Source organism: Bradyrhizobium sp. B039, assembly GCF_038965675.1.
GTDB classification, from domain to species: domain Bacteria; phylum Pseudomonadota; class Alphaproteobacteria; order Rhizobiales; family Xanthobacteraceae; genus Bradyrhizobium; species Bradyrhizobium diazoefficiens.
This window is the reverse complement of the sequence record NZ_CP152416.1, coordinates 5,286,591-5,311,929: the sequence shown is the minus strand read 5'-3', so window position 1 is coordinate 5,311,929 and position 25,339 is coordinate 5,286,591. Positions and strand designations below refer to the sequence as shown.

The 25,339-nt window shown below is 60.2% G+C and carries 29 protein-coding genes and 2 pseudogenes; 18 read left to right on the top strand and 13 right to left on the bottom strand.

Annotated elements, in window-relative coordinates; genetic code table 11:
- Nucleotides 1-248 precede the first annotated feature (248 nt).
- The 8 genes and pseudogenes from AAFG50_RS24950 to AAFG50_RS24915 all read left to right on the top strand — a co-directional run bounded on the left by AAFG50_RS24950 (nucleotide 249) and on the right by AAFG50_RS24915 (nucleotide 7,088).
- On the top strand, nucleotides 249-1,916 hold the full coding sequence (locus AAFG50_RS24950; protein WP_231166502.1) for a peptidoglycan-binding protein: 1,668 nt from the start codon (nucleotides 249-251) through the stop codon (nucleotides 1,914-1,916).
- Between the two features lie 476 nt (nucleotides 1,917-2,392).
- A complete protein-coding gene (locus AAFG50_RS24945) occupies nucleotides 2,393-3,937 on the top strand; it encodes an FAD-dependent oxidoreductase (protein ID WP_028171508.1) in 1,545 nt (514 codons plus the stop codon).
- A 336-nt stretch (nucleotides 3,938-4,273) separates the two neighbouring features.
- Nucleotides 4,274-4,819 carry a phosphatase PAP2 family protein gene (locus tag AAFG50_RS24940; protein WP_309142096.1) on the top strand — a complete coding sequence of 182 codons (546 nt, stop codon included), beginning with the start codon at nucleotides 4,274-4,276 and terminating at the stop codon, nucleotides 4,817-4,819.
- Entirely contained in the window at nucleotides 4,806-5,414 is a 609-nt protein-coding gene (locus tag AAFG50_RS24935) for a cupin domain-containing protein (RefSeq protein WP_028171509.1), read from the top strand. Before AAFG50_RS24940 ends, AAFG50_RS24935 begins: the two co-directional genes overlap by 14 nt.
- On the top strand, nucleotides 5,411-5,758 hold the full coding sequence (locus AAFG50_RS24930; protein ID WP_028171510.1) for a DUF3147 family protein: 348 nt from the start codon (nucleotides 5,411-5,413) through the stop codon (nucleotides 5,756-5,758). Before AAFG50_RS24935 ends, AAFG50_RS24930 begins: the two co-directional genes overlap by 4 nt.
- Entirely contained in the window at nucleotides 5,755-6,237 is a 483-nt protein-coding gene (locus AAFG50_RS24925; RefSeq protein WP_011087956.1) for a DUF3147 family protein, read from the top strand. The genes AAFG50_RS24930 and AAFG50_RS24925 overlap by 4 nt, the downstream gene beginning before the upstream one ends.
- 387 nt (nucleotides 6,238-6,624) lie before the next feature.
- Nucleotides 6,625-6,792, top strand: a pseudogene (locus tag AAFG50_RS24920) (response regulator); the annotation flags it as partial.
- A gap of 134 nt (nucleotides 6,793-6,926) precedes the next feature.
- The gene (locus AAFG50_RS24915) at nucleotides 6,927-7,088 is read left to right on the top strand and encodes a hypothetical protein (protein ID WP_156149845.1); all 162 of its coding nucleotides are present in this window, start codon (nucleotides 6,927-6,929) and stop codon (nucleotides 7,086-7,088) included.
- Between the two features lie 108 nt (nucleotides 7,089-7,196).
- On the opposite strand, the gene AAFG50_RS24910 is transcribed toward AAFG50_RS24915, so the two are convergent.
- From AAFG50_RS24910 to AAFG50_RS24890, 5 genes are all read right to left on the bottom strand, one after another.
- A complete protein-coding gene (locus AAFG50_RS24910) occupies nucleotides 7,197-8,471 on the bottom strand; it encodes a hypothetical protein (protein WP_049832393.1) in 1,275 nt (424 codons plus the stop codon).
- Nucleotides 8,471-9,751 (bottom strand): NAD(P)-binding domain-containing protein, encoded by a 1,281-nt coding sequence (locus AAFG50_RS24905; RefSeq protein ID WP_049832394.1) that lies wholly within the window; start codon nucleotides 9,749-9,751, stop codon nucleotides 8,471-8,473. The genes AAFG50_RS24910 and AAFG50_RS24905 overlap by 1 nt, the downstream gene beginning before the upstream one ends.
- Before the next feature lie 648 nt (nucleotides 9,752-10,399).
- Nucleotides 10,400-10,762 (bottom strand): hypothetical protein, encoded by a 363-nt coding sequence (locus AAFG50_RS24900; RefSeq protein ID WP_028171512.1) that lies wholly within the window; start codon nucleotides 10,760-10,762, stop codon nucleotides 10,400-10,402.
- A 229-nt stretch (nucleotides 10,763-10,991) separates the two neighbouring features.
- Nucleotides 10,992-11,258 (bottom strand): hypothetical protein, encoded by a 267-nt coding sequence (locus AAFG50_RS24895; protein WP_028171513.1) that lies wholly within the window; start codon nucleotides 11,256-11,258, stop codon nucleotides 10,992-10,994.
- An 829-nt stretch (nucleotides 11,259-12,087) separates the two neighbouring features.
- On the bottom strand, nucleotides 12,088-12,375 hold the full coding sequence (locus tag AAFG50_RS24890; RefSeq protein WP_053815130.1) for a hypothetical protein: 288 nt from the start codon (nucleotides 12,373-12,375) through the stop codon (nucleotides 12,088-12,090).
- A 215-nt stretch (nucleotides 12,376-12,590) separates the two neighbouring features.
- Between AAFG50_RS24890 and AAFG50_RS24885 the strand changes: the two genes are divergently transcribed.
- From AAFG50_RS24885 to rnk, 5 genes are all read left to right on the top strand, one after another.
- Nucleotides 12,591-12,809 carry a hypothetical protein gene (locus tag AAFG50_RS24885; RefSeq protein ID WP_129557625.1) on the top strand — a complete coding sequence of 73 codons (219 nt, stop codon included), beginning with the start codon at nucleotides 12,591-12,593 and terminating at the stop codon, nucleotides 12,807-12,809.
- A 49-nt stretch (nucleotides 12,810-12,858) separates the two neighbouring features.
- Nucleotides 12,859-13,488, top strand: coding sequence for a hypothetical protein (locus AAFG50_RS24880; protein ID WP_162185843.1), 630 nt, complete (start codon nucleotides 12,859-12,861; stop codon nucleotides 13,486-13,488).
- A 379-nt stretch (nucleotides 13,489-13,867) separates the two neighbouring features.
- Nucleotides 13,868-14,134, top strand: coding sequence for a hypothetical protein (locus tag AAFG50_RS24875; RefSeq protein WP_157862135.1), 267 nt, complete (start codon nucleotides 13,868-13,870; stop codon nucleotides 14,132-14,134).
- Between the two features lie 24 nt (nucleotides 14,135-14,158).
- The gene (locus tag AAFG50_RS24870; protein WP_129557624.1) at nucleotides 14,159-14,353 is read left to right on the top strand and encodes a hypothetical protein; all 195 of its coding nucleotides are present in this window, start codon (nucleotides 14,159-14,161) and stop codon (nucleotides 14,351-14,353) included.
- 16 nt (nucleotides 14,354-14,369) lie between these two features.
- Nucleotides 14,370-14,783 (top strand): nucleoside diphosphate kinase regulator, encoded by a 414-nt coding sequence (gene rnk, locus AAFG50_RS24865; RefSeq protein WP_039185241.1) that lies wholly within the window; start codon nucleotides 14,370-14,372, stop codon nucleotides 14,781-14,783.
- Between the two features lie 179 nt (nucleotides 14,784-14,962).
- Here the strand turns inward: rnk and AAFG50_RS24860 are convergent, their stop codons facing one another.
- Nucleotides 14,963-15,142 (bottom strand): hypothetical protein, encoded by a 180-nt coding sequence (locus AAFG50_RS24860; protein WP_028171517.1) that lies wholly within the window; start codon nucleotides 15,140-15,142, stop codon nucleotides 14,963-14,965.
- A 42-nt stretch (nucleotides 15,143-15,184) separates the two neighbouring features.
- Nucleotides 15,185-15,802 carry an RNA ligase family protein gene (locus AAFG50_RS24855; RefSeq protein ID WP_028171518.1) on the bottom strand — a complete coding sequence of 206 codons (618 nt, stop codon included), beginning with the start codon at nucleotides 15,800-15,802 and terminating at the stop codon, nucleotides 15,185-15,187.
- A gap of 145 nt (nucleotides 15,803-15,947) precedes the next feature.
- Between AAFG50_RS24855 and AAFG50_RS24850 the strand changes: the two genes are divergently transcribed.
- Nucleotides 15,948-16,571 (top strand): methyltransferase, encoded by a 624-nt coding sequence (locus AAFG50_RS24850; protein ID WP_074076874.1) that lies wholly within the window; start codon nucleotides 15,948-15,950, stop codon nucleotides 16,569-16,571.
- Nucleotides 16,572-16,891: 320 nt separating this feature from the next.
- Here AAFG50_RS24850 and AAFG50_RS24845 read toward each other — a convergent pair whose 3' ends face one another.
- A complete protein-coding gene (locus tag AAFG50_RS24845; RefSeq protein ID WP_074077689.1) occupies nucleotides 16,892-17,275 on the bottom strand; it encodes a PRC-barrel domain-containing protein in 384 nt (127 codons plus the stop codon).
- A 339-nt stretch (nucleotides 17,276-17,614) separates the two neighbouring features.
- Between AAFG50_RS24845 and AAFG50_RS24840 the strand changes: the two genes are divergently transcribed.
- From AAFG50_RS24840 to AAFG50_RS24830, 3 genes and pseudogenes are all read left to right on the top strand, one after another.
- Nucleotides 17,615-18,049: a hypothetical protein gene (locus AAFG50_RS24840; protein WP_186363044.1), complete on the top strand. Its 435-nt coding sequence runs from the start codon at nucleotides 17,615-17,617 to the stop codon at nucleotides 18,047-18,049.
- A gap of 199 nt (nucleotides 18,050-18,248) precedes the next feature.
- Nucleotides 18,249-19,279 (top strand): annotated as a pseudogene (locus AAFG50_RS24835) (IS110 family transposase).
- A 517-nt stretch (nucleotides 19,280-19,796) separates the two neighbouring features.
- Nucleotides 19,797-20,183 carry a cysteine rich repeat-containing protein gene (locus AAFG50_RS24830; protein WP_129557623.1) on the top strand — a complete coding sequence of 129 codons (387 nt, stop codon included), beginning with the start codon at nucleotides 19,797-19,799 and terminating at the stop codon, nucleotides 20,181-20,183.
- Nucleotides 20,184-20,375: 192 nt separating this feature from the next.
- Here AAFG50_RS24830 and AAFG50_RS24825 read toward each other — a convergent pair whose 3' ends face one another.
- Nucleotides 20,376-20,696, bottom strand: a complete 321-nt coding sequence (locus tag AAFG50_RS24825) for a hypothetical protein (protein ID WP_162185842.1) — start codon at nucleotides 20,694-20,696, stop codon at nucleotides 20,376-20,378.
- A gap of 1,013 nt (nucleotides 20,697-21,709) precedes the next feature.
- Between AAFG50_RS24825 and AAFG50_RS24820 the strand changes: the two genes are divergently transcribed.
- The gene (locus AAFG50_RS24820; protein WP_039185238.1) at nucleotides 21,710-21,940 is read left to right on the top strand and encodes a hypothetical protein; all 231 of its coding nucleotides are present in this window, start codon (nucleotides 21,710-21,712) and stop codon (nucleotides 21,938-21,940) included.
- A gap of 543 nt (nucleotides 21,941-22,483) precedes the next feature.
- Here the strand turns inward: AAFG50_RS24820 and AAFG50_RS24815 are convergent.
- From AAFG50_RS24815 to AAFG50_RS24800, 4 genes are all read right to left on the bottom strand, one after another.
- Nucleotides 22,484-22,663, bottom strand: coding sequence for a hypothetical protein (locus tag AAFG50_RS24815; RefSeq protein ID WP_039184683.1), 180 nt, complete (start codon nucleotides 22,661-22,663; stop codon nucleotides 22,484-22,486).
- A gap of 181 nt (nucleotides 22,664-22,844) precedes the next feature.
- Nucleotides 22,845-23,120, bottom strand: coding sequence for a hypothetical protein (locus AAFG50_RS24810; protein ID WP_074076875.1), 276 nt, complete (start codon nucleotides 23,118-23,120; stop codon nucleotides 22,845-22,847).
- Nucleotides 23,121-23,217: 97 nt separating this feature from the next.
- Nucleotides 23,218-23,658: a nuclear transport factor 2 family protein gene (locus AAFG50_RS24805; RefSeq protein WP_028171523.1), complete on the bottom strand. Its 441-nt coding sequence runs from the start codon at nucleotides 23,656-23,658 to the stop codon at nucleotides 23,218-23,220.
- A gap of 792 nt (nucleotides 23,659-24,450) precedes the next feature.
- Nucleotides 24,451-24,753 (bottom strand): hypothetical protein, encoded by a 303-nt coding sequence (locus AAFG50_RS24800; RefSeq protein ID WP_039184681.1) that lies wholly within the window; start codon nucleotides 24,751-24,753, stop codon nucleotides 24,451-24,453.
- Between the last annotated feature and the right edge of the window lie 586 nt (nucleotides 24,754-25,339).

Sequence of the window (25,339 nt, the reverse complement as noted above, 5' to 3'; positions counted from 1 at the left end):
GACTCGCCCGAGAAAACTATCCTGACTGCACTGTTGGACTTACCCCGTAGGGAACATGAAGCTTCCTCAGCCTGACCAGTTCCGTCTGGTGCTGCGGTCAGGAACGTTCCCAGTACCGTCTCGTTGTCCGAACAGAAAGTCGGATTGCACTTCGCGCCGCGTCGCAGCGCGCGATGGATTTCAAGTTTTGTGAATCCGAAAGTGCCGATCGAAGACACTGCGAGCAATGAATATTGGAGGAGATGCAGATGAGCATGAGAAAGAGTAGGTTCCTGTTGTCCACAGCAGTGCTGCTCGCTGGCGTCAGCCTGGCGGCGGCGCAAGGCATGCGTGAAGGTGGAGGCGGCGGAATGGGTGCCGGCGGCGCCGCGGAGCACGACAAGTCCGGAGGCGGAACGTCGCAAGGTCCGGGCGGTGCATCGCGCGGTGAAGGCATGACGCAGGGCCGGGCCGCGGAGCCACGCGGAGGCCGGGCGGAAAGCCCTGCGGGCGGTCAGTCACGCACCGAGCGTGGCGAAGGTATGAGAGAGGGCGGCCGCGTTACGGAGAGAGGCCAGGCCGGTAAGGATCAGCAGGGGCAAAAGGACCAAACCATCGGCCGGCGTCGTGGCGATCGCGACCAAACTCGTCAATCCGAGCAAAAGTCGCAAGACAAGGCTCAGTCCTCGGGCAAGCAAAACAGTCAGACCGTCGGACAGGGGCGCGGCGAGCGCGACCAGACGCGACAGTCCGAGCAAAAGGCGCCACAGGGCCAGAAGGACCAGAGCACGACAACCGGCGCCAACACCAGACCGAGCAATGCTCCTGCCCCGGGTCAGGCCACGCAGGGTCAGACGACGCAGGGTCAGATCTCGCAGCAGAACCAGGGCGCAGCGACCGGCACCCAAGCCACTGCGCCGGCGCAAAACCAGAGTACGACGACCCAGAGCATGTCGGGCCGCGTGTCGGTCAATGCGCAACAGCAGACAACGCTGCAGCAGTCGGTGCTCAGCTCGCGCAACGTGGCGCGGGTTAACGCCAGCTCGATCAACTTCCAGGTCAATACCGGCGTGGTGGTGCCGAGAAGCATCAACGTGGTGTCCGTCTCGGCCTTTCCGGCGCTGATCGATGTGTTCCCGGCCTTCCGCGACGACAGCTTCTTCGTCGTCGACGACGAGATCGTGGTCCTCGATCGCAGCCGCCGGATTGTAGATGTTGTTCCGGCCGGGCCGCGGACGCGGTTCAGCCACGCCGGCAGGATCGGCGGTGGAGGTGGCGGTGTCAGCGGCGGCAGCGCCGCTGCGCTTAATCTGAGCCCCGAGGAAATTCGTGTCGTGCAGCAGGTGCTGATCGAGCGCAGATTGCTGACCGGTGAGGCGGATGGCGTGCTCGGCCCGCGGACGCGCGAGGCGTTGATCACCTTCCAGCGGCAGCAAGGCATCCAGGCCAGCGGCTCGATCGATATCAGCACGGTCTCGGCGCTTGGCGTCTCCAACAAGATCAGTGCCACCCAGAGCCAGACCACGACTGGTCAGGGACAGACGAGCCAACAGCAGCCGGCGCAACAGGGCACGACCGGACAGAACACCGGTCAGGCCAATGCTCCGGCGCAGCAGGACCAACCGACAACGGGCCAAGCGCAGCAGAACCCGCCCACGACAACCGGGCAGGCTCAGCAGAACCAACCGGCAACGACCGGGCAGGCTCAGCAGAATCAACCGGCAACGACCGGACAGGCCCAGCAAAACCAGCCGGCAACGACGGGACAGAGCGGGACGCAACAGCCTTCCGGTCAGACGACCGGACAAGCGGCGCCTCCGCCCCAAGGCAACAATCCGCCGGCCGCCAACCAGAATATGCCGTCCGGGCAGCCCAACCAGAGCAATCCTCCGGCATCGAGCCAGCCGGCCGACAATTCTCAAGGCAAGAAGTATTGAGGACGTGATGCTGAGCCCCGCTTCGGCGGGGCTCTTTTTGTGCCGCGGTACCGCGGAGCGTTAATCGCGTCCGCACGATCCACTGCGGCCGCGGCCGAAGCTGTCCGTGGCGAGAAGGTCATTCGAGTGACAGTTCGCGTTCGACCGCCACGAGTTGCTTCCCGACAACGAATATGGAGGCTCATGAGGGCTTTGTACGCCAGTTGGCGGCAGCGCCAGGCGGGGATTGGACGCTTCTCGCGACTCTGATCTCTGATCGGCTCAGAAGAACCCGGAACCGGGCGTGCCACCTCCTATGTGCGCATCCTCTGACCGGCCTCGGACGCGAGAAGGCATTCTTCTTTCCGCAAATGCTAAAGCTGCACCATGACAGTCCATTCGGGCCTCGTCGGCACATATGGGCTCGAACGCGGAGGCCTCTGTTCAAAGGAACGGTTGCGCTTTGCCCTTCGTTTGTATTCCGGAGGACAAACGCCATGAACGTGCTGGATGAAGATACCAAGTCGCTTTGGATGGAGACGTTCATCCCGGCGGCTTCGCGCTTTTCGGGGCAGGCACGTGCCGACGTCGGCGTGATCGGCGCCGGCATCGCCGGTCTGTCGGTGGCCTATGAACTGGCCGCGCGCGGGCGCTCGGTCATCGTGCTCGACCGCGGCAGAATTGGCAGCGGAATGACGGCGCGCACCACCGCCCATTTGGCAACGGCCCTGGACGACGACTACAAGGAATTGATCAGGGTTCGGGGTGAGGATTGCGCCCGGTTGTACTACCAGAGCGTCGCCGCCGCGATCGACCGCGCGCAGGCGATCCAGTCTGCCGAGGGCATTGACTGCGATTTCCGCCGCGTCGGTGGCTATTGGGTGTTGGCGCCGGAGACGTTGCCATCGCATCTGGATGAGGAATTCGAAAGCTGCAGGAAGCTGGGAATCCCCGTCGAGCTTTGCAGCGATCCGACACCAATCCATCACGGCGGTTTTGCGCGCTCGCTTCGTTTTCCCCGACAAGCGCGCTTTCATCCGACCAAATACCTTGCCGGATTGGCGAAAGCGCTGCATCGGCGCGGCGCCAGGCTTTACGGTGACACCTGCGTCGAGACGATCGAGCACGGCCGCGGAGAAATCGTTCTGAGGACGTCAGGCGGCGAGGTGCGGGTCACGGACGTCGTCGTTGCGACGAACTCGCCCGTCAGTCTGCGCGTCGCGATCCATACCAAACAGGCGCCCTATCGCACCTATGTGATTGCGGCCAAAGTCCCGGCGGGCTCGCTGCTGGATGCGCTGTATTGGGACACGCTCGATCCCTATCACTATGTCCGCCTGCAGCCGAGCTCGGCGGATGAGGACATCGTGATCGTCGGTGGTGAAGACCACAAGTCCGGCGAAGCCGACGATGGTCAGGCGCGCTTTTCCGCGCTCGAACAATGGACGCGCGCGCGGTTGCCGATGATCGGCAAGATCACCCATCGCTGGTCGGGCCAAGTGCTCGAACCCACGGACTTCACCGGCTTCGTCGGACGCAGCCCGGACGAAGAGCATGTGTTCCTCGTCAGCGGCGATTCCGGGCAAGGCATGACGAACGGCCTGGTGGCAGGTCTCTTGATTGCGGACCTGATTACAATCGGCGGCAATAACTGGGAGGCCGTCTATTTACCCGAGCGCAAGGTCTTCAAGAATATCACGACGTTCATCAGCGAGAACATCACGCCACTCAAGAACTTTGCCGAATATCTCAGCGCCGATGCACTCGCCTCGGTGGAGCGGCTCCGCCTGGGAGAGGGCCGGCTCGTTCGCAGCGGATTGAAGAAGATTGCCGCCTGCCGCGACCGCGATGGCAAATTGCACCTTTTGTCGGCGAGCTGCACCCATCTTGGTTGTGTCGTGCATTGGAATTCGCTGGAGCAGTGTTGGGATTGCCCCTGCCACGGTTCTCAATTCGCGCCGGACGGTACCGCGCTCAATGGGCCCGCCGTATCTCCGCTCGCGCCGGTGGAAAGTTCACCGAGTGTCCAGGCAGCGGAATAGCGACAGGTGACAGCCGCGGAGGCCTGCCACATCGTCTACTTCGGCGGACTCCCCATTCACGCGGCATGACATCGGCTCGCGTCCGACGGATCCTCGGGGAGTTCGATGTGATCTACCCGAAATGGGTAGCAAGGGCTGTTCCGAGCGTTCGCTTGCGTTGGGCGAGAATCATACGGCGGAAGGCTGATTGTCGATGACAAGCAGCGGAGCGCGATCAGAGGTCTTTATGGAGCGAAGTTGATCGCTTGAGCCATGTTCAAAATTGCTAGAGTTTCAGCAAGTCGCCTTAGAGGGCCAAGCTTTCCGGTCACTGTCCGGCCGACCAGAGCGGATGTCGTGGCCGCACGCTTCATCGCCCGTAACACTGCGCCGGCTCCAGAAATGGTAGCCCGCGCCCTGACTTGGGGCGCCGACGAGAAGGTCCTTCTGGTCCTCGCGGCGGCTGGTTGGCTTGCGTCGCGGGGGCGAGGCGAGCCGCTGCGGCGCGCCGGCAACCATGCTCTGCTGGTCACGGTCGCGGCGTCGCTGCTGCCCCATGGTTTGAAGCTTCTGTTCGACCAGACCCGACCGGACCGCAGGACAGTGATCGGACACCTCCACGGCGTCCCATTTTCCGGGAAAAGTGAGGACGCCTTTCCCTCCGGCCACGCACTGCACATGGGAGCCTTGGCATCGGCGGCCGGTGCGATGCCGGCCGGCCCCCGTCGGGCGATCCGCGCCATTGCGGTCGGCATCTCGCTGACGCGCTTAGTCGTCCTGGCGCACTGGGCGAGCGATGTCGTCGCAGGTTTCGCATTGGGAGCGGCTCTTGAACGGTTCCTGCGGCTGTGCACCGGCTACCCGCTCGATGCATCAACGGAGAACGATCATGCCGACCCTTGAGTCTCTAAAGCGGTATGCGGAACGCGCCACCGGTTTGCGGCGCCCCGGTAAGCGGAAAGCTATGGACTTCGCGCAAGCGCGAAACCCGCACACTGTCCGCTTCAAGGATGACGGTCTCATCCCCAATCATCCGCGATGGCCCCTAGTCATTTATCGCCGGGCAGTCAATCTCGATGAACGCTACGACCCCGCGGCGGAGATCGAAGACCTGTTCGAGGCGAACGGATGGGGCGATACTTGGCGCAACACCATCTACGACTACGTTCATTACCACTCCCGGATCCATGAGGTGCTCGGCATCGCGCGCGGCAAGGGGCGCGTTCGATTTGGCGGAAAAAAGAAGGGTAGAATATTCACGTTGAAGGCCGGCGATGTCGCCGTCCTGCCCGCCGGCACAGGGCACCAGTGCCTGGGGGCAGACGATGACTTCCTCGTCATCGGAGCCTACCCGCCGGCGGGGACTTACGACGAATGCACGACGGTGGAGGACCGTCCACGCGCCCTGAAGAGCATTCCGAAGGTGCCGCCGCCGCGCAAGGATCCGGTCTACGGGGCCGGCGGGCCGCTCGGGAGACTCTGGAAGACGACAAAATGACCGAATACATCGTCCGCTTTCTCGTTGGGGGCGCCGTTGTATCAGCTTTCGCGATGCTGGGAGATCTTCTACGTCCTAAGAGCTTCGCCGGTCTCTTCGCGGCCGCACCCTCGGTCGCGCTCGCAACGCTCGGGATTGCGGTACACCAGCACGGGGCGCACTATGCGACCCTGCAAGCTCAGGCGATGCTCGCGGGGTCGATCGCGCTCGCCGTCTACAGCGTCGTCGTTTGTCAAATCCTCGTTCGCGCCCGACTGCGAGCGTTGCCCGCCACTTTGCTATCTCTCGTCGTCTGGCTGATCGTAGCCTTCGGCGTGCTGACCCTTGCCGGGGGACAGACATGATGCCGATCCGCTTTTCGCCGTCATCTCTCAAGGAAGGCCGCTGGTACGAATACCTGATCCGATTCGCGCTCGGCGGCACCGCGACAGTCTTCGCCGGCCTCGTCAGCAGTCGCTATGGAGCCTCTATCGGCGGGCTTTTCCTCGCCCTTCCGGCGATCTTCTGCGCCAGCGCCACGCTGATCGAGAAGCATGAAATCCGCCGGAAGCGGGAGGCGGGCCTCGCCGGCGAGCGCCGCGGGCGAACGGCGGCCGCGGTCGACTCCGCTGGCGCCGCGCTCGGCGCGCTCGGCATGCTGGCCTTTGCGATGGTCTTTTCGTTGACGGCGGAAACCAGCATCGCAGCCGCCTTCATAGGTGCATCGCTTGCTTGGCTGGTCATCTCGATGGTGGCCTGGTACGTGCGGCGCAAGACGCGATCAGTGCGGAGAGGGCGGACGGAACAAAAAGGCGGCGGCTCCGCGATTGGGCGAAGCCGCTGAGGTCGATCCACGCTCGCGCTCGACGCCTTCCTGTTCACACCCTTGCGCAGCGCAACCGTATTGAGTTTGGTGTTCGCCGCCTTCTGACTAATGATTAGATCAACGTGATACTCTTTGGTGTCCGAAAAAACCGAAGTTAAGGCGTTCGATGTTTGGGCGTGCAGTCCGCTTCACAGTTGTCCCCGTGGAAGGGCCTGGCTAAGCTCGAGATTCGAACGGTGCATGAACCACCGGTTCTGCTCTTGCTTAGGTTCCGCGAAGGCCTGCTGTACTTCGTGCTCCATTGGTTGGATTGCCCAGCTACGCTCGGAAAGTGAACCATTCCAGCGCTCGCGACGTTTTCCACAACTGGAGGACGTGAGGACGTATAATGAGGGCCAGAAAGACATGCGGGTACTGATCGTCGACGACCATCCCGTTGTGGTAACGGGCTGCCGGGCTTTGTTCACGTCGGACCCTTCCGTCGAGATCCTGGAGGCCTTCAATGCAAAGGAGGGCCACCGCGCGTACCTGCAGAAGCATCCCGACGTCACGGTGGTTGACGTGAGGCTTCCGCAAAGCCAGGCGATCTGCCGATCGAATTTCCAACGTCGGTCTGGCTTGCAGCCAATACCCGCGCGGATAAATCGCTTGGTATCAGCCTTTCACCGAGCTTGCTCGCACGCGCGGATGAAGTGATCGAATAGATCATGCTATCCACCGTCAACGAAGCCAAGCGTTTCGTGAAAAGCAATCCGGCGCTGCTTGACATCGCGCAGAACCTGCGCAGCAGGTTGCAGAGTGCAAAAACATTCCAAACAACTTCTCTGGTTTTCTTACTTCAAACCTGCTGCAGTCAGTTGGGGCTTTAGCCAGGTCCGCGGCTGGTTGGCGGCGACGGTCCTTGCGAGACCAGCGACCCGGGCACCCGATCGAACGCTCCACTCTCAATCAAGTGAAACAGGAGGTGCAGGTGCGCGTCACCCATGGGGCGCTCTTCGGATTTTGCTGCCCTCGGCTTCCGACCTCCGGAATAGGTAATGCAAAAAACGTATCCCTTTCGCCACGCCTGCCATGGCAAGGCGTATCCAAATCACGATGAAGGGAAAGGGATCACTCCGTCTGAACCAGGCGAATTCCCGGGCGCCTTTGAGTGATCGCCACCAATCTCTGACCGAGAGCTGGCGGCCCAAGAGGTCGTGTACGCTGGCTAGGCAGTCATAGGGCTCGACCACAAATACTCGGCCATCGATCTGTGGCGATCGCCGCACGCACTGACCCGTGAGATCGCGATAAAGCGCTCTCGCAACGTCAATTCTGTCGCTATCCTCGAACAATCGAAACTGTGCGCCGATACGCGGGTTGAAGTCGAGGAGCTTGTATTGACCGTCTCGTTTATCGAACCGATAGTCGATGTCCATTATACCTGCATAGGAAACCGCTTTGACGAGAGCCTCGGCCTGTTGGAGGAGCGCGGGGTTGGTGACAGATCTGCCCAATGTTGCAGAACCGAAGCGGGACGGATAAGAGCGCAGCTTTCTGCCAGTGAAGCCGGCCAGGCACTTCGAGTCCGCGTCGCAATATCCATCAAAGAGCCAATCCTCGCCATCACGAATGTATTCCTGGATCAGCAGGTTATGAGGAACCTGTGCTTCCGATCGGCGGTAGAGATCTAGGAGTGCCCGAGGGGAGGAAACGATGGAGGGTTTGATCTTAGGATTGAGCCATGGCTTCGATGGCTTCACCACAACCGGGAAAGCTGCGGTCTCAATAAACTCGTAGACCTCTGAAATCGTGCCGGGTGATATTGCCTGAGGGCATGGTACCCCGAGTTGCTTGCACAGTGTGTGCAGCTGAGATTTGTCGGCTAAGCTCCGTGGAATGTCTGATCGCAGCTTCGGAAACAAGAACCACTGCCGCAATGTGACAGCCTCTTCGGCAATCAGGATCGCGCCGACGTCGTCCGTTGGAATGAGGATGGTCGGCAGTTTCAGCTGTCGTCCAATCCTTTTCAGTCCTTCGAGCAGCCGCGATCTTGGCAAGTCGCGGGTGTCCCAAACGAATTTTCCCGTCAGATATTTGGAAAGGCCGGCCGGTGCGAAGCGATCCTCGATGACTGTAAATACTGGAACATCGAGCATTCCCAAGGTTCGAATGATACCGAGGCCGCCATGATGCAGGGCATAGCGGCCCGTTTTCAGGATGAGAACCGGGAAGGGCGGCAAGCCTTCGTTCGCACTCGCCATTTGCTTCATCAAGCGGTTCGATTGCGTGTGGAAGCAATTTCGACAGAAACTGACGACGGAGAGCGACGTTGCTCACGGCCAATGGCGCTGGAGATGCGCTCGGCTGCATACTGAGTGCCGCATAAGAACCGCATCACCGGTCCGAAATTGTATGCACTGGCTATGCCGGTGAAATAAAGGCCCGGGATCGAGGACTCGAAACTGGGCGACAGCGACGGAGCATCTTGCACGCAGCGCAACTCGGATATCAGCCTCTGACTTAGGAATGGGAGTGATCCAACATTGAAGCGATAGCCGGTCGCGGCAATGACGTGGTCAGCGATCAGTTGGCGGGACGTCCCTTCTGGGCCATCGACGTGCAGAACCACTTTGCTGCCTTTCGCTTCGGCTTCTCGCACGCCCTGACCGAGCAGTATCGGGACACGGCCCACGACCCGCTCTTTAAGCCACCAGGAACCCGATGGGCCAAGCACCTCTAGAGACGTCCCGCGACGTTGCCCGTACGTCCGCACCACATCGACGCGTATTTGCTCGGGCAGATGATAGAACGCCAGCGGAGCGGCGGCGCAGAGCCATAATTTAAGCCCATTTCCCATCGGCGACTCGGGCCGGCGCAGCCGTTGCCATAACGATCGTGGCCCAGGTTTGGGGATATCATGCCACTCGATTGACGAACGCCGCACCAGCAGCGTTACCGTCGCTTGCGCCTCGTTCAAGAGAGCCGCCGTCTCGAGCGCGGATTGACCGCCGCCGATGACGACTACTTCGCGCCCCTTGAATTTGTCCAAATCGTGATGGTTGCTGCTGTGCGACAGCAACTCTGCAGGCAATTTCGCCAGTTTAGCGGGGATGTATTCGGCATGCGACAGACCAGTTGCGACAACCACCTTTTTGGCCCTTACTTCTTCACCCGTGGCCAGTCGCAATTGAAACCTGTTGGTCTGTCGATCCAGCATGGTGACTGATACATCTTCAACCATTGGAACGAGCCGCTGCTGAAACGCTACGGCGTATCGGGAAAATGTTTCACGTGATACGGGTATACCCTCGTAGGGCAGCGCTTCCTCTTCACAGAACTGCTGCAGAGTGCGACGGCCGGCCGGATCCGCGAGGTTGGAAGCGAATCCTTCAGACTTGAGGAGCATGCCCGCCGGCATTTGCGTCCGCCAGCGATGCATTGGTGAGCCAAATATACGGAACTCCACGCCGCGAGACCGCAAGTAAGCCGCGGTTGAGACGCCAAACGGCCCCGCACCGATGACAGCTACCGGAAGATCGACGTCGCTCATAACTTCCTCTCCTGTTACGGTCTTGGGACGTGCCGAAGTCACTTTGAGCAAGTTTACGCAAAAGGATTTGAGATAAGAACCGTCGATCGAGTCTCGTCGGAGACTGAGCGGCGGCAAATTGTGAGTACTCCGCAAGGTGATCCTGGAGACCGATTGCAACGTTTCATGCCCATCGGCGCTCTGTCGGTTGCACGCACATTTGAGCACGCTTGCTGATGAGGTAGAGCTGGCAATGAAGTCTAAGCAGGCTGGCTAAGGCCGCTCGACCGACGCGGCCTTATGTTTTGCCGCCTGGATTACAGGCGCAAGTCCGCTCTCTTGAGGAGAGGCTGGCCGAGCAGAGACTGGCACGCATCTAAGCGATTGGTTGACCTCGCCCGGGCTCCGGCCGGCCAAGCTAACGTGACCATTCGTCTGAAGCGACAGCGATCGTCCCATCCGAGATGGGCGATATGAAGTCTCTGTGCAGGCAAGTTGGTCTTCGCGCACCGTCGAACAGAACGATGAGGCCCGTGGTCCGGCGGCCCACTTCGACGACGATGCCACTCCGATCAGCCAGCCCCGGACATCGAGCGGCACCAAGCTTGCTCATTCTGAAACGCGTACCGACGGCAATCGGGTCGTTCTTAGCCTGCGTCTGTCCTGGCATCACGTGGCACCCAGCAGCGGCAGCGCGAGCTGCACGTCGAAGCGGGAAGTGGCGTTGGCGGCGATAAATTCCTGCAGCGCTGGCGGGATATCGACGTCGTTATCAGTTGCCCGCTGTGCCAGCGCGTCAGCGACATCGGAGGTGGCGTCCCGTGACCAGCCTTCGCCCGGATTGAAGCACGCAATCCGAACCGGATGGGCGTACTGGCCTGACAGGAGATGCCTGAGGATAGTCTCGAGATCAGTATCGGTTTCGTCGGTCTCGCGCCAGGCGCAGCCGGCGCGGACGCCGAAGTCCTGGATGACCAGATAGATGTCGCGGTCGAGGCGGTCGGCCGGCACGATCGAGGGCGAGGAACGCATACGCAAACTCCAACACAGACCGTGGCGGAGAGACGGCCCCGGCTTCAGGGGGGCGTTTGGGGTAGGCCGGGGCCGCTCCGCCAGCTCGGACAGCGAGCCGGCGAGATTCAAATACCGCGCGCCCGCGTGGTTCCTGCAAGGAATGTCAACCCGTAAATTTCCCACGCGATGGCAGCGCCTCCGGTGCGGCCTGCCGCTCCGGTCGGCGCGAACGCGGTGGGCCCTGCCATCAGCGCTTGAGCAGATCTTCGCCCTGCGGAAGCAACTTCACAAAGGTGCCGCTCTCATGCAGCTCGAGCCAGCCTTTCTCGACCGCGTAGCGAATGCCGGCGCCGAACTCCGCGCCGGTCGCCTTGCAGCCGTTCTTGGAGAGGAACCGCGCGTTGATCTTCTCGATGTGAATGCGGCCGTTGATTGGTTCGAAACCGGCGGCAAGCTCGAGGAGCTTGCGCGCGGCAACCTGCGGATCTGCGAAGGGGCGGGTCTCGATGTGCATGAAAGAGGCCGCCAATTGAGGCGGCAAAAAAGGCCCCAGCTCGCGGGGGGGGCGTTGGAGCTGGGGCCACTCAGGGTGCCCTTGGGGAAGGGCACCGGGAAAACTTGGCAGGCGCCTTGTCGTTCCTCAAAAACAAGGGCCGCCGACTTGCCGTCAGCGGCCCCGTCCGGGTTTCAATAGTTCCGAGATCAAATGGCCTAGCCAGCCCCGGATTGCCGATTTTTCCCGATCCTCAAGGTTCTCGCAACCACATATGTGAATCGCCTAGTTGATTTTTTCGCTGCCCCCTCTGTGCGGTTGCGGCCGCCGATGTAGCCGTCGCCGTCGGTCTTTGATTTAGCTCAATGACCCCGCTTGGTCCCGCCCGCTCGCTGGGGCCATGAACCAATCCGACAAGTCGGATTCAGCTAAGCCGCAACCTCCTCGACCGACGCGCTTGGATGAGGTGCGGCAGGCCGTTGAAGAGTACGCTGCTGAACTCCGGGAGATCATCAGGAAGCTCCGTCAGAGGCTGCTGCATTGAGGCCGCCTCAGTTGGCGGCTTCTTCATTGATCCCGCTTCAGCTTGCGTCGTCCCCAATGCGGTTCCTTGCCCTTGGGATTGAGCTCCGGGACGTAATGTCTGTTCAGCGCCCGCATAACCCCGATGGGGGCGAACATCGTCGGGCCACCTCGCTCGACCACCAGGAGCAAGGCTTCCATCGCCGCGCGCCACTCGGGCGCGTCATGCTCGGCAGCAGAGCGATGTACTCGCCGGCCTCGCGCAGCGTGGCTAGGCTGCGACCATCGACCTCGATCGGCTCCTCGAAAGGGCGCCCCCAGCCTTTGATCATTGCATGTTTCGGTACCCCATGATTGCAAACTGCGGGTTGCCCCGCTCGAAGTCCGGCCGAACGTCGGCACCGCGAGATCCGCAGCCCTGGCAGACAAATCGCGGCTCGAGATCCGATAGCCTTACATTGTCAGGCCAACGGTCGGCATCCCAGGCAACGTGATGGCCGCAATGGCAATAGACCAGGACGCCACGCAAGCCCATTTCGCGCATCTCGCCGAAGGTGATCTTGACGGGACGGCCGTCAACATGCGCGGGCGTGTGGAGTCGAACAGGACGAGGCATGCCGAGATCAAAGCGCCGTCGTGAGCACCTTGCAAATTATCGATTCCTAGCGGCTCGGGAAGCGCGCGAGCTACTGCCGGTCGTGGGTGTGGAAAACGCGCGCACCTCGAGTCGAAAAAGGAGGCTTTCGATATACCGAAATTCCGCTTGCTCTGTCGGGCAAAACAGTGGTTCATAAGGCGCTGGCTCTAACTGTCGTGATAGGAACCAGCGCCATGGCGACTGAAGTCGAGACTTCTTCCGAGCTGTCCAAGATTGCGAAGCTCAATGGAGACTTCAGGAAGAACTACGGCACATTGCTTGGCGCAGTCCTGTATCTAAGATCTATCAATGCAGTCCGTGGGCGTTCTTGGCTGTGGGCCGGCCTGTTTTCTCTCGTCTGCTCGGCCGTGTTAGGATGGCTGGGCAAACACGGCTTTTCATTGCTTTGGTGAGGACGAGCGGATTGCTATTCATGAGGCCGGTCACGCCGTGGCCGCTTGCTTGCTTGGCAAACCGCTCGGCGGAGCGACAATCAATCCTGATCCGACCGGCCAGTACGGCGGATTGGTGTGGGGGCCGCGTCACAGCGTCGCCTTCGGTAGCGATGACGACGGCGATGATGTGCCAGAGTTGTGCGACAATTTGCAGGATTTGATGCCGCAGGAGGGCGAAGATCGCAGCGATGCCGCAGACGTGTACTTGCGCGTGCTTGACCGCTGCATCGAACTGGCTGCGGCATCCGTCGCAGAGCGCATGCTTCTGCCAGGAGAGCCCGTGCCGTCTGTTAGTGACGTTGAGCAAGCGGTCGCGCTCGCGTCATTGGTCTGCAAGTCGGCGGAGGCGGTCGAGCGTTTCCTGGCATTCTGCGAGCAGCAAGCCCACGACCTCTTGCCGCCCCATGGTCCGATCATCATGGCCTTGAGCATTGTGCTGAAAATTCGTCGTACCTTGACGGGAGCGGAGATCGACGACGTGATCGCAACTACGGTCGCGGGTCTACAGTTGGCGGCCGAGCGCCGGCGGCGAGCCGAGTGGCGCAAGGCGGAGCTGGTCGCCGAGCGCTTTCGCGCCGCATGTGATCACGCTGATACCGCAGCCTTGCCACGGTCTGCGCCAGATCGCGTGCGGTAATCGACGACATCAAGGATCGTAAGGCACGGCGGATGTAACCGGCCTGATGATCCTGAAGGGCCCCGACGTGCAACATCGTTGGGGCCATTGCTTTGGGCGCATCCGTGCTGGATGCTAGAACAGGCCGGTGCAACGCCTTCCATGCGTGTGCGCTCTTTGGTCGCGTTACAAGGACAACGGAAGGTCCTATGTTGGCTAGGACATGATCCACGTCCTCGACATCGACCCGCGCGTTGCGCGGCGTTGCTTGCATGCCGGACGGCTCCAAGCAGGAGCTTAGCCGGACGGCAGTTGGTGCCGTCCGGATTTACCCCCTTCCTTCATCAATCAGATTTGGTGTGTGGCTCTCCCGGGAGGGAAGCCAACAAGGAGGCATGTCGTGAACAACCCGCTTTTCCCGAACGTCACTCTTCCGGCGTCTGACCATCGCCGCTTGGAAAGGCTCGCGCACGTGGGAGCAAATCAAGGCCACGTGGACGCACGTTTTCTGTTGAGTGAGATCAACCGTGCGGAAGTCGTCCCTGATCGCGCAGCCAGATTGGATAGCGTCGTCACCATGGGTTCGTGGGTGACGTTCTGGATCAACTGGGGTTTCCCGCGTGAGACGAGGCAACTGGTGTATCCCGAAGACTACACGTCCGAGTGAACCCAAATCCCCGTGATGTCACCGTTGGGCGCAGCATTGGTGGGGCTGAAGGTCGGAAGTGAAATTCCCTTCTTTGCCTTCGGGCGCACCAACGTCGTCAGGATCGAACGCGTCAGTCGAGGTGATCCGAATGATGTTGTCGGGGTTCTGTTTAGCAATCACACGTTCCCGGACAGAACGCTTTTCGATGACGATGATCCGGGACCATCAGCCGCCTAAAGAAGGGAGAGAAGTGATGAGCAAGACTACTTACAAGGACAAGCCTGAAATCGTGTTGCCGCCCGTCACAGTGTTGGAGGATGAGGCCAGGCGTTTAAGCGCTCTGGCCAGTTCGAGCGCGGTACTCTTTCCGCGCGTGGCCCATTTCCTTGCGCGGGAGATAGAGCGTGCAAGCGTGGTGGCGAACAATTCCGAACTGCGAGGGGTGGTCCGCATGGGCTCGCAGGTCCGGTACTGCGATGAGAAGACCGGTGAAGTCCGGGACGTGGTGTTGGTGTATCCGCATGAAGCGGACATAACATTAAAACGCGTCTCGGTTCTTACGCCCGTCGGCGCTGCGTTGATCGGCCTGTCGGTTGGTCAAGCCATCGAGTTTCAAACGCCGGGCCACAACAAGCGCTCCTTGACGGTGCTAGGGGTGTCCAACTGACGGAGGCTTTGATATGCGCGACGTTTCAACCAATCAGGCCGCCTTGACAGCCATCGGTATCACCGTTGTTCTGGCTGTCGTGTTTTCTCTTGCGACCTTCTTCAAGGCTTAAGGGTTCCAAGGGTCACGGTATGATCCTAGGAAGGCCCCGGCGAGTGAAGCACGCCGGGGCCTTTCGCTTAACGCTGATGGCCTAGCCCAAGTCCAAGGCTGAGAGCCTTCTGACGCAACGAGCCCTCGGATCGTTTCATCAGCTTTGAGAGCTTCGCCACCGGGGTGCGGGCCTTGGAATGTGCCTTGAGCTGTTTGACGTCGTCCTTGGTGTACTCTTTGCGCTTGCTCTTAGTCTTTTTTGCCACTTGATCGTCTCCGGCGTGATTTGGGTTCTCGCCTTAAGGTCATCATGCGAATGCGTCAAGCACTCGCTCCATCGCCGGGTGACTACCCATCGCCGGGTGACTACGGTTTCTCACTTTGACCCAATACTTGCTGCGCCCGGCCTGATACGGCCGGTCGCGGCGTTTCGATACTAATCCTTCAAGGCCGATCTTGCAGGCAGCGCGAAACAGTTCAGGCCCAAGCTCGCCCCGCTCAAACGGATTGACGAACACGCCTTCAGGACGCCGCGCCAGCAAGCGCTCCAAATTCGCCTTTCGCATCGACAGCGGAAGCATGCGGAGGTCGTCGCCACTTTCGGCGAGAATATCGAAGGCGCAAAACTGAACCTCATCATCGTGCTTGCGCGAGTGAAGCGCGTTGAAATCTGAGGTACCATCGACGCCCAGCACTACCGCTTCGCCATCGAGCACGAAGTGCTTCTGGCGGACCTTGCGCGCGGCCTCCGTGATCCAAGGATATCGGTCGGCCCAGTTGTAACCGCCGCGCGTGATCAGGCGCACGCGGTCGCCATCGCGCTCCAGACGGAGGCGATAGCCGTCGTGCTTCACCTCATGGAGCCAATCGGGGCCGGCCGGGACCGAAATGCCCTTGCTCGGCAGGCAAAACTCAAATGAACGCATGTGGGAAAAATAGGCATTCGATGCCCGATTACGAGATGGAGCTTAAGGCGACCCGGTCAAGCGGCGCCACATTATTGCGGCCTGGGCGGCAGATCAGGAGCGATGTCGCTGCCCGTGCTCTCACCGATAGCCTGCTCAACGGCGGATGCGAGCACTGCAAGGTGTTCAGCCTGGCCGACCTTATGCCTGGCAGGCCTGGGGCCACCTTGAACACAGCGTCCGCACCGGCGAGAACGCCTTTCGGCACCTCAACGGTCAGAGCGTCTGGGAGTATCGTAGCACCCGTTCAGATGAGAACGCGATTTTCAACCGTGCCATGACGGCCAATTCTCGCGGCGCCATCGAGGCTACCATCGCCGCCTACGACTTCAGCCGCTTTCGTCACGTCGCGGACATTGGGGGTGGTCAAGGCCAACTGCTGGCGGGAATTCTCGCCGCAAACAAGAGCCTGCGCGGAACGCTGTTCGATCAGCCGCACGTAGTAGTCAAGGCGGCCGAAGTTCTGAAGCGACATGGTGTCGCCGACAGATGCGAAGTGGTTGATGGCAGTTTCTTTGAAACCATCCCGGAGGGTGCTGACGCCTACGTGATGCGGGCGGTCATCCACGATTGGGATGACGAGGAAGCAATTTCCATTCTGAAGACCTGCCGTCGTGCCATGACGGCTGATGCCAGATTGCTGCTCGTTGAACGTGTCGTGGAGCCGCCGAACGAGGGGCTAATCTCGAAATTCAGTGACTCAATATGCTCGTCATGCTCGGTGCGCTAGAACGGACCTACGACGAGTATTCCGCGCTGTGTCGAATGGCCGGATTCGAAACGCGCAGCACGACTCGCGCGGGCTCGCACTTCCAGGTTATCGAGGCAGTTCCCACTTAGGCCGACCTGGTGTGGAAGGCTTTGCTTCGCGGCCGCAGGGGGCACGCCCTACGTTGATTGAGGTCTGGTTGTGGCCCATAGCGGACCGCCAAAATCGATGCCGTCAAATCAGCTGCTGGATCCTAAGCGGACATCCAGCTGGCCACAAAAAGACCCACAGTGTTTTCAACACTGCGGGCCTTTTAATGGGTTGGCTGGCTCATGCGCTGCCTAGCGTATTAAGCCACCTCGCGACTCCCAGTAACTAGGTGTCCCGTAGTACTGGTGGGTCCGCGTTTCCCAGTCTCGATCCTGCCACGAGTCATCACTGAACTCAGGCGCGTCCTTCAGCTGTTGTTCGGTGATATTGGTTCGAAAACCACTAAGCGACGTATCGTATGTTAGAGCTCCCCAAGGAATGGGGTAATGGCTGTGGCCCAACCCAACAAATCCGCCAAAGCTCATGACGGCATAGGCCACACGACCTGACACCTTGTCGATAATGAGGTGATCAATCTCACCGATGTTCTTTCCATCTGCTCCATAAACTTCGGTCCCTTGAATGTCTTCGCTTGAGATGCATTGATGATCCGGATGGGCTGTTGCGCGGGCCATGGCTTCGTCTCCCTCACAGGTAGGTTTTTGGCTTAACTTGGCCGCTCCAGGGGGGTTCCTAGCTTCGGAGAACATGTCGCACGTCAATCATCAATCTATCGTCGTCGACATCGATTCAAACAACCTCCAGCTCCGATCCCATGGCGAAAACCTGTATCGAAAGGCGAAGTGGGCAAAAGACGAGGATAATGAGGCCGCAAACTGAGCGGCCTTACTTTAGGTAGGCGATTTTACCCCGGTGAACTCAGCCACTCGCCAATGTTGGCTCTCTCGCGAGTCGGGAACGAAAGGCGCCATCCTTTTGTTCAATCGTCCAGAGAGTTTAAAGGAGAAGGGCTTATGATCGCTAACAGACTTATGATCTTAGGTGCGGTGCTCGCCTTCAGCGCCAACTCCGTTTATGCCGGTCCCTGCACCACGGTGAGCCGCGATGCAGGATCAGGGAATGTCCCGGGCTATACGGGACAAACCACTGGTTCCACAGCAACTGATTCCAGGCAGCAACCGCCGACATCTTCGATGAGCAAAGGCTCGGAGAATACCGCAACGTCGTCGGAAGATGCGCAGCGCCAGATGCAGAGCCGGCCCACCGCTGCCGAACAATCAAAGGCTACCCACCCCGCACCCTCTGCGCAGTCACCGGATCGGACGGCAGGCACCGTCGAGCAGACCCGTCCCGCGCCCACTGAACAATCAAAGAAGGCAACGGCAGGCACGGCCGAGCCCGCACCGTCTCAGAAAAAGGTTACGGCGGCCGACCAGGACTGCGAGTAAGCGCGCGGGTCAATGGCTTCAAGACCCAGGCTGGCGGGAAAGCGAGACAGTCTATGTTGCGGCTAAGGGCGTGCCGATTGTCGACGCTCGCGCACCTAGCCTACGTCGGCTTGTGATGCTGTGGACGGCTCCTCCACGGGCACGAGAGTGCCAAGGAGTGGGCGCCGTTTGAGGCTCCCACGATTCGGAGGAGCAAGCTATGCAGTCAATTTCGACAATCGGTCTGGATATCGCGAAGTCGGTCTTTCAAGTGCATGGCGTTGATACAGCCGGCCAGGTGGTCATACGCCGTCAGTTGAGGCGTCGGCACGTCCTGGCGTTCTTCCAGAAGCTGCCCCATGCCTCGTCGGGATCGAGGCTTGCGCGTCGTCACACTATTGGTCCCGCGAGCTGCAGGCGTTGGGGCATTCGGTGCGATTGATGCCTCCGGCTTATGTGAGACCCTACGTCAAGCGGCAGAAGAACGATGCCACGGACGCGGAAGCGATTTGTGAGGCGGTTACGAGACCCAACATGCGGTTCGTGCCGACCAAGACGGTCGAGCAACAGAGCTGTCTGATGCTTCACCGGGCGCGCCATCTCTTCATTCGCCAGCAGACAGCCGTGATCAACTCGATCCGCGCCTATCTTGCCGAGTTCGGGATCGTCGCCCCTGTCGGACGCAGGGGTGTCGAGCAGCTGCTGGAAGTCGTCGCCGATACAGCCGACCGCCGGCTTCCAGAGGTCGGCCGTGCATGTCTTGCTGCTCTCGGCAGTCAGTTGCGAGCACTGAAGGCTCAGATACTGGAGTTCGACAGACGCATCATCGCCTGGCATCGATCAAATGCGACGAGCAAGCGGCTGGATGCGATCCCCGGCGTCGGGCCGGCGCTGGCCACGGCCCTTGTCGCCAGCATTGCTGACCCAGAAGCCTTCCGATCAGGGAGGGATTTCTCGGCCTGGGTCGGGCTTGTGCCGAAGCAGAACTCGAGCGGGGGTAAGGACAAGCTTGGCAGTATCAGCAAGCAAGGCGATCGCTATTTGCGCAGCCTGTTCACGGCAGGCGCACTCGCCGTGATCCGCTATGCCAAGATCCACGGCACCCAGCATCGGCCCTGGCTCACCGCGCTGTTGGCGCGCCGACCAACCAAGGTCGCCGCAATTGCGCTCGCCAACAAACTCGCGAGGATGGCATGGGCGATGATGGCGAGGAATGAAGGCTACAAGGAACCCGCCGCTCTTGCGGCGTAAACGAAATCACACCGGACAGCCCAGTGTGACGTAACGGTTGGGAGGGCGAACAGCACGTAATGCAGTGCCGGTCGATCCGGCGATCAGGACAACCCACATGGGCCACAGCATCATCGAATGCGTGCTTTTGACCGGGATCTGATCCGCGGAGGGCATTATGGCCAGCGGTCATGGGTACCGCGCGAACAGGCCGAACACATGGCTGCTCCGACCAATGCTGCAAAGTGAAGATTCTCCTTGCCAACCCGGAGCCGTCCACACATGGCCCATCGCGTCAGTTAGTCCGATGCAGCGGCTTGTCTGGAGTTGGGGGCAAAGCTGACCTGCCGGCTGAGCGCCCGGACTTCCCAGTTTGACCCATGGCCTGCTTGCGGAAGACGTCGAGCGGATTGACGCGGCGCTCCGTCCCGCCCAGATAGCCGGCTACGCTGATCCGTCCTCCGGAACGAATCGCCTTGCGGCCGACTTTCGGATATCATCCCCAATCTGCCCTTTTTGTATCCCAGAGGAATCTAAGATGGCAGGAATGCGATCCGGGCTTGTTATATTGACAGCGCTGCTTTGGTCAGGCTCTGCCGCCGTGGCACAGCAAGCGGGCAAGCCCTGCGCCAACGATATCAAGACACTGTGCGCCGGCATTCAGCCCGGCGAAGGCAGGATCAAGTCCTGCATAAAGTCGCATTTGACCGACCTGTCACCAGCCTGCGAGGAACGCTTGCTCACGGTTGCCGTGGCCGGAAAGGTGTGCAAGGCCGACGTTGCGAAGCTGTGCGCCGGTATTGTGCCGGGCACCGGCGGTATCAGGGCCTGCATAAAATTGCACATGGCTGAGTTGAGAGATCCCTGCAAGGATGCGATGTCCCAGACCGCGGCGGGCAGGAAAATCCTAAGAGGGGATCTCTAGAAATCCTTCCGCGAGCGCGCCCCACCAGCGGCGATCAACGGAGCCTTTGCTACAATGGGGACAAATTGCGGCAGGCCTGTATCGAAGAACAGAGCTATCCAAGAAACACGGAAGCTAAAGACAAACGCCTGATTGACAAAATGCGGCCGGAGTAAAATGGTTTGACGTCTGCAACTGGCCCTTAGCCGAAGGTCATTGAGCGCGTGTCACGTCGGTTGTCAGGGGCAAACCGGGCGCCGATCCAACTTGGCGTCCACCGCTGCTTTCGATCCAACTCGGACATCCCACGATGTCTGCTTTTGCGCCGCCTGGGAAACGTGTGGCTTGCGCCGCTAAACCACGCAGCGGCGAGTTGAAGTCGAGTTCCATTACCTCTTTTTCCCGACTGAGGTAGCTCATGCCATGCGTGTTCGCCGACCCCGGCGTGCAGGAATTCATCCGCAGCGCCTGCATGACAAAGCTAGCCGAGATCTCGCGATCCTCGACATCAATTTGCAGGGGATCAACGTGCATCCAGTTGCCGAGGTAGTAAAGAGCCGAGGGCTGCCTCTCTTCTTCTTGAGTGGTTACGGCAGCGCAGGCGTGCCCGACGGATTTGAAGGAATGCCTGTCCTCATCAAACCCTGTTCGCTGGATGCGCTGAAGCGCATAATTGATGCTGTCCTACCGAATGGAGAGCCCGAAAAACCGCAAGATAAGCCGTGATCTGTTGTTTTGAAAATTGAACAGGGATGCAAACGTCGCGCCCGGTTGGGGCAATGAGAGTAGCCGATTGTTTCAATAGTATCCCGTCGGCGCTGTTCCGCGAAGGAACACTGATCGCGTTGCACAGGGCGACGGTTGGCCTACAAAGTTAATCTAGGGCACCATACATTTGTTAGGGCCAGCGATGAATCGAGGGGCGGAGAATGTCGGCGGCGCCCAGCCTTGAGCCGGTGCGTCGTGGCGGTCCCGGCGTCTCGCCTCCAGCCCCGAAGGCGCTTGGGGCCGCTCACAAGGCATTTCAGTGCCGCCAGCCGTCCTTGTCGACCTCCACCCGAAAGCCTTCGGCATCCGCGGCACTTTACCTTCGTCGGTAACGCTGCAGGCCGGGCAGGGCGCGCCAGCGCCGCCACAGGTGCATGCGCGCGGGTCGTCCCAGGGACGGTCCTGATGGTTCTCGCAAACCCAGCCGCGATCGTCACAGTTGGCGCACGTCGTGGCCATTGCACCGGCGGCCAGGGGCTTTTCCTCGTTGGACATCAGGCCGACCCCGCCAGGGCAGCGCTAGCTGCATGTCGAAGCGCTTTGTGGCGTTAGCGGCGATGAAGGCTTGTAGCGCAGACGAGATCTCGGCGCCGGAGTCGGCTGCGATGGGACGGCTGGACGTCGGACTGAGGGCTCTCCGCTTGGCGGGCCGGACCACCAGATCGGCGGGGAAGCTGTCACATTACTTTGACAGACAGGTGCCGGTTTGGCAGGTGCTGGGATTTCAGAGCCCAGACCGGAATACGCGGCGAACTCTGCCGAGCGAATATACTCCGATTGTGCAGCGTTCAGCATCCTCTCAATTTCGGGAGTTAGGTGTGTTTAATGCTGAAATGACTGCGCTGCTCAGGGCGGTGCTCGAGGAAGTTTGCGAAAATATTCCTGTAAGCGAGACGGGCGCCAGAGCGTACGTTGCCTCGAAGCTGCTCGATGCTGCGGCACATGGACAGCTCTCAACCGACGCGTTGAAAGCGGCGGGTCTCAAGGCCTTGAACCCACCAACGATGTAACGGTGATGTGCCGCACGGCCTTCAGCGAAAGTTCGAATCGCCAGGCTCATGCCCGCCGGTTACGCTGGCGGGCCCAATTGGCGTACAATTTTGGATTGTGCGACCAAGTTGCAGGTGCTATTTTTCCCCGGCCATGTGGAGCGAGATACTAGTTCGTATCGCCATTATCTGTTTAGGGCTCACGCCTGTGGTGGCGCTAGCAGTGCTGACGTTCTGGAAGTAAGGCCGCCTCAGGTGGTGGTCGGTTTCAAGCTGGCGGGCCTACTCTTGGGCGCGATAGCCCTGGACGGCGAGTAGCTCTCTGATCCGCGCCACCTTCTTTTTGGCGCTGCTCGGTCCCTCTATGGTCTTCCGGATGTCCTCGACCAGACCCTCTAATCTCAGTCGATGCGCGCGGTCAGCTTCGCGGCGGCTGGCATCTGCAATCTCATCGAGAGCAACCATACGGCGAGTATTGCCGATTTTTCCCGATGCGTCAAAGCGCCGTTGGTGGGCCCTGACCCTGATCTGCCTCCTCGAAAGGCCGCCCCCAGCCCGCCTTCATCAGGTCCTCTTCACGCTTTCCGCGATTGCGCGTTCAACTTCTGCGGCGAGAACCGTCAGGTGATCAGCCAGCTTCGTAAAAAGCTCTCGTTTCTTCGGGTCGGTCGCCAAGTCACGGATGAGGGCGCACTCGGCGGCATCTGTGCGGAGCTTTTCCAATTGAGCCTGCATGTCTTTCATTGCAGCTATTCCGTTCCCTGAGGGGAACTGTACTGCCAAGGTTTGAAAGCGAACAGAGCTGAATGCCGAATTTTCCTAGGCTCGGGTCGCTGGATCGACGCAGTCCAGCACCTCCAGCGGCCCCGGCCTTCCACACCTCAAAAGCCCCCCACGGCCGGGGCCGTCTTTCAAGTGGCATCAATTAGCCCAAGCCACCGACAGGCGCTTTGGCGTTCCAGTCGAAGTCCGGCCGAACGTCGGCACCGCGAGACCCACAGCCCTGGCAGACAAATCGCGGCTCGAGATCCGATAGCCTTACCTTGTCAAGCCAATGGTCGGCATCCAGAGCAACGTGATGGCCGCAATGGCAGTAGACCAGGACGCCACCGAAGCCCATTTCGCGCATCTCGCCGAAGGTGATCTTGACGGGGCGGCCGTGAACGTGTGCAGGCGTGTGGCGTCGAACAGGACGAGGCATGCCGAGATCAAAGTGCCGTCGTGAGCACCTTGCAAATTATCGATTCCTAGCGGCTCGGGAAGCGCGCGAGCTACTGCCGGTCGTGGGTACGACCAACTCAATTGAAGGTATGAAACCTCAGCTTTAACGAACCATCCGCTTGGCGTTCGAAGACGTGCATGGCAAGTCCACTGAAGGGAGCCGGTTTGCCCTCCTTGTCCTTGCCCGTGGCGCTCCACTTAGCTGTGCCGACGACGACCTTGTCGTCTCCGCCCGCGTCGATAACCTCCAGCTTGTGGCCGGTCACACCATTCGCGAAAAACCCGGCAAAGAACTTTTCGATCTCCGCCGGGCCTGACGCGACTTCGTGCGTCGGCGGCAGCACCTTGGCGGTTGGGACATAGTTGGCAGCGACGGCCTTCGCGTCCTGTTTGTTGAATGCAGCATCAAAGGTGACGTAGGCTTTCTCGACGTCGGCCTTGGCGTCAGCGGCGAGCGTTATCGCCGGAGCGGCGATGAGCAGACAAAAGGCTAATGCTGATGCTTGAATAATGCGCATGGAAACCTCCCATCTTGGGTTTGGCGCATACAATATCGAGGGATGCACCCTCAATTTCTGACTCCTCGGCTGGGTGCTTCCGGCGCCGAGGGGATTGTCGATCAGTGGCGTATGAATAATTGGTCATGTCAGGAAGCTCTCAAACGGCCAGCCGGACACCTTAAGGCTGACGGAGATTTCACCTACAGAGCGCGACCGCGCTCCCAACTTCCAGCTCAGCGAACTTAAGGCGAAACGTAAGTAACCCAAAAGCCTAAATAGGATTACAGTGGTTATACGGGCCGTTGGTGCTGGATCATCTCTCAGACACCGGGTTTCGAATTTGGAACATGTGAAATCTCGCTGCCTTCGATTGAAGCCTACGTCGCGCTAGCTTCCCGATAGGCTCTTTCCGATGAGTAAGCGCGGCGGCGTGAACATGCTCTCCGCAGGGAGGCGCAGGGCTACTTCTTCAACAGTATTCCCACTGTTCGCGCCATTCGCCTCACTGATCCGGCGTGTCGGCCCAGCTCGGCAGCTATCTTCGATGCGCCAACTCCCTGCCGGGCGAGCCTGACTAATCGTCGAACTTCCTGCTCGGCCCATTGCTTTGGCTTCGGTGTTTTCATGGTGTGGCGCTCAACCTGCCGCCACTTAACCAGTGCGCCTGGTTACCAGCACTTGGGAAAATTACGGGTGGTACCTGCCCGCGATCACCATCCGACGCCTTCACGCCTACGAAATCGAGGGTTGCCCTTGGCCCACCCAAAGTGGATGGTCCGCCCGCCATGTCGCTGTTTGCTAACCATCAGGTCATTCATTGCCTTGAGCCTGAACAGGCGGCTTCTGCGGGCCCTGCACGCTCTGGCTCAGCAACGCCAGCGCAGTCTTCAGCTCGTCAGTGATGGACGCGAGGTCATTAATGTCCTCGAAGGCTTGGGCGACGCGCTCATTCGGTGATTTCTCGAACGGTTCGAAGGCATCAGAGATGCGCGTTCCTGCTCCAAGGGCGGTGGAAGCGACCATTAGCCCGAACACTAGGGCTGCGGTCCCGACGATGCCAATTTTGCGGATGTGAGCAATCGGCGGTGTCTGCACGAGGCGGTCATTGCTCATTGTCTCTACCTCACGGCGTACAGTCCGCGCATCATGCCGATCGTTGCGAGCAAACGGTAGATGGGGCGTCTACGATTAGGAGGTAACTCAAGCAGACGCGCGTTCTTGTCGAGTTGCCGTGGCGCAGATCGTGGGCGCCGCGCAAGTAGGCGTTCCATATTGCTCGTGCGAGATGCAGCGGACAACTTCCGCAGATCGTCGCGCCCCTCGGCGAGGATGTCGAAGTGCACTTATGGATTGGGAGTGCCCACGTCTGCGGACGGTGGCGCTATCGGCGGGGTAGCTGCGGACGGGGTAACGTCAACCACTTGGTGACGGTCGCGGCCATCTCGTCCCGCCGAGCTTTCCTGAGGAGAGCTTCCCGTTCTTGGCCCGGCGGCAGGCTCATCGCTCTTTTTCTGGATTGGCTGGCATCCATGGCGAGACGTTCTTCAAGGGTGGTCGCGTGCTTCAGCCTAAGGCGCGTCATGCTGAACCCTCGCTTTTAGGCAAGCCAACTGTTAGCGGGGCAAGAAGGTTCCAATCACGGAACGACAGGCGGCGCACGTGCAATGAGCCGAAGTGAAGCAAAAGCGAAAGTTATTCG

Excerpts from the sequence above, each read along its gene's own strand:
- AAFG50_RS24890 (WP_053815130.1), bottom strand. The coding sequence starts at position 12,375 with ATGCCTCGTCCTGTTCGACTCCACACGCCCGCGCATGTTGACGGCCGT.
- AAFG50_RS24935 (WP_028171509.1), top strand. The coding sequence starts at position 4,806 with ATGCCGACCCTTGAGTCTCTAAAGCGGTATGCGGAACGCGCCACCGGT.
- AAFG50_RS24915 (WP_156149845.1), top strand. The coding sequence starts at position 6,927 with ATGCTATCCACCGTCAACGAAGCCAAGCGTTTCGTGAAAAGCAATCCG.
- AAFG50_RS24925 (WP_011087956.1), top strand. The coding sequence starts at position 5,755 with ATGATGCCGATCCGCTTTTCGCCGTCATCTCTCAAGGAAGGCCGCTGG.
- AAFG50_RS24930 (WP_028171510.1), top strand. The coding sequence starts at position 5,411 with ATGACCGAATACATCGTCCGCTTTCTCGTTGGGGGCGCCGTTGTATCA.
- rnk (WP_039185241.1), top strand. The coding sequence starts at position 14,370 with ATGAGCAAGACTACTTACAAGGACAAGCCTGAAATCGTGTTGCCGCCC.
- AAFG50_RS24895 (WP_028171513.1), bottom strand. The coding sequence starts at position 11,258 with ATGCACATCGAGACCCGCCCCTTCGCAGATCCGCAGGTTGCCGCGCGC.
- AAFG50_RS24840 (WP_186363044.1), top strand. The coding sequence starts at position 17,615 with ATGATCGCTAACAGACTTATGATCTTAGGTGCGGTGCTCGCCTTCAGC.
- AAFG50_RS24800 (WP_039184681.1), bottom strand. The coding sequence starts at position 24,753 with ATGAGCAATGACCGCCTCGTGCAGACACCGCCGATTGCTCACATCCGC.
- AAFG50_RS24950 (WP_231166502.1), top strand. The coding sequence starts at position 249 with ATGAGCATGAGAAAGAGTAGGTTCCTGTTGTCCACAGCAGTGCTGCTC.
- AAFG50_RS24945 (WP_028171508.1), top strand. The coding sequence starts at position 2,393 with ATGAACGTGCTGGATGAAGATACCAAGTCGCTTTGGATGGAGACGTTC.
- AAFG50_RS24910 (WP_049832393.1), bottom strand. The coding sequence starts at position 8,471 with ATGAAGCAAATGGCGAGTGCGAACGAAGGCTTGCCGCCCTTCCCGGTT.
- AAFG50_RS24815 (WP_039184683.1), bottom strand. The coding sequence starts at position 22,663 with ATGAAAGACATGCAGGCTCAATTGGAAAAGCTCCGCACAGATGCCGCC.
- AAFG50_RS24900 (WP_028171512.1), bottom strand. The coding sequence starts at position 10,762 with ATGCGTTCCTCGCCCTCGATCGTGCCGGCCGACCGCCTCGACCGCGAC.
- AAFG50_RS24805 (WP_028171523.1), bottom strand. The coding sequence starts at position 23,658 with ATGCGCATTATTCAAGCATCAGCATTAGCCTTTTGTCTGCTCATCGCC.
- AAFG50_RS24810 (WP_074076875.1), bottom strand. The coding sequence starts at position 23,120 with ATGCCTCGTCCTGTTCGACGCCACACGCCTGCACACGTTCACGGCCGC.
- AAFG50_RS24855 (WP_028171518.1), bottom strand. The coding sequence starts at position 15,802 with ATGCGTTCATTTGAGTTTTGCCTGCCGAGCAAGGGCATTTCGGTCCCG.
- AAFG50_RS24850 (WP_074076874.1), top strand. The coding sequence starts at position 15,948 with ATGCGAGCACTGCAAGGTGTTCAGCCTGGCCGACCTTATGCCTGGCAG.
- AAFG50_RS24845 (WP_074077689.1), bottom strand. The coding sequence starts at position 17,275 with ATGGCCCGCGCAACAGCCCATCCGGATCATCAATGCATCTCAAGCGAA.
- AAFG50_RS24885 (WP_129557625.1), top strand. The coding sequence starts at position 12,591 with ATGGCGACTGAAGTCGAGACTTCTTCCGAGCTGTCCAAGATTGCGAAG.
- AAFG50_RS24830 (WP_129557623.1), top strand. The coding sequence starts at position 19,797 with ATGGCAGGAATGCGATCCGGGCTTGTTATATTGACAGCGCTGCTTTGG.
- AAFG50_RS24825 (WP_162185842.1), bottom strand. The coding sequence starts at position 20,696 with ATGCACGTTGATCCCCTGCAAATTGATGTCGAGGATCGCGAGATCTCG.
- AAFG50_RS24905 (WP_049832394.1), bottom strand. The coding sequence starts at position 9,751 with ATGAGCGACGTCGATCTTCCGGTAGCTGTCATCGGTGCGGGGCCGTTT.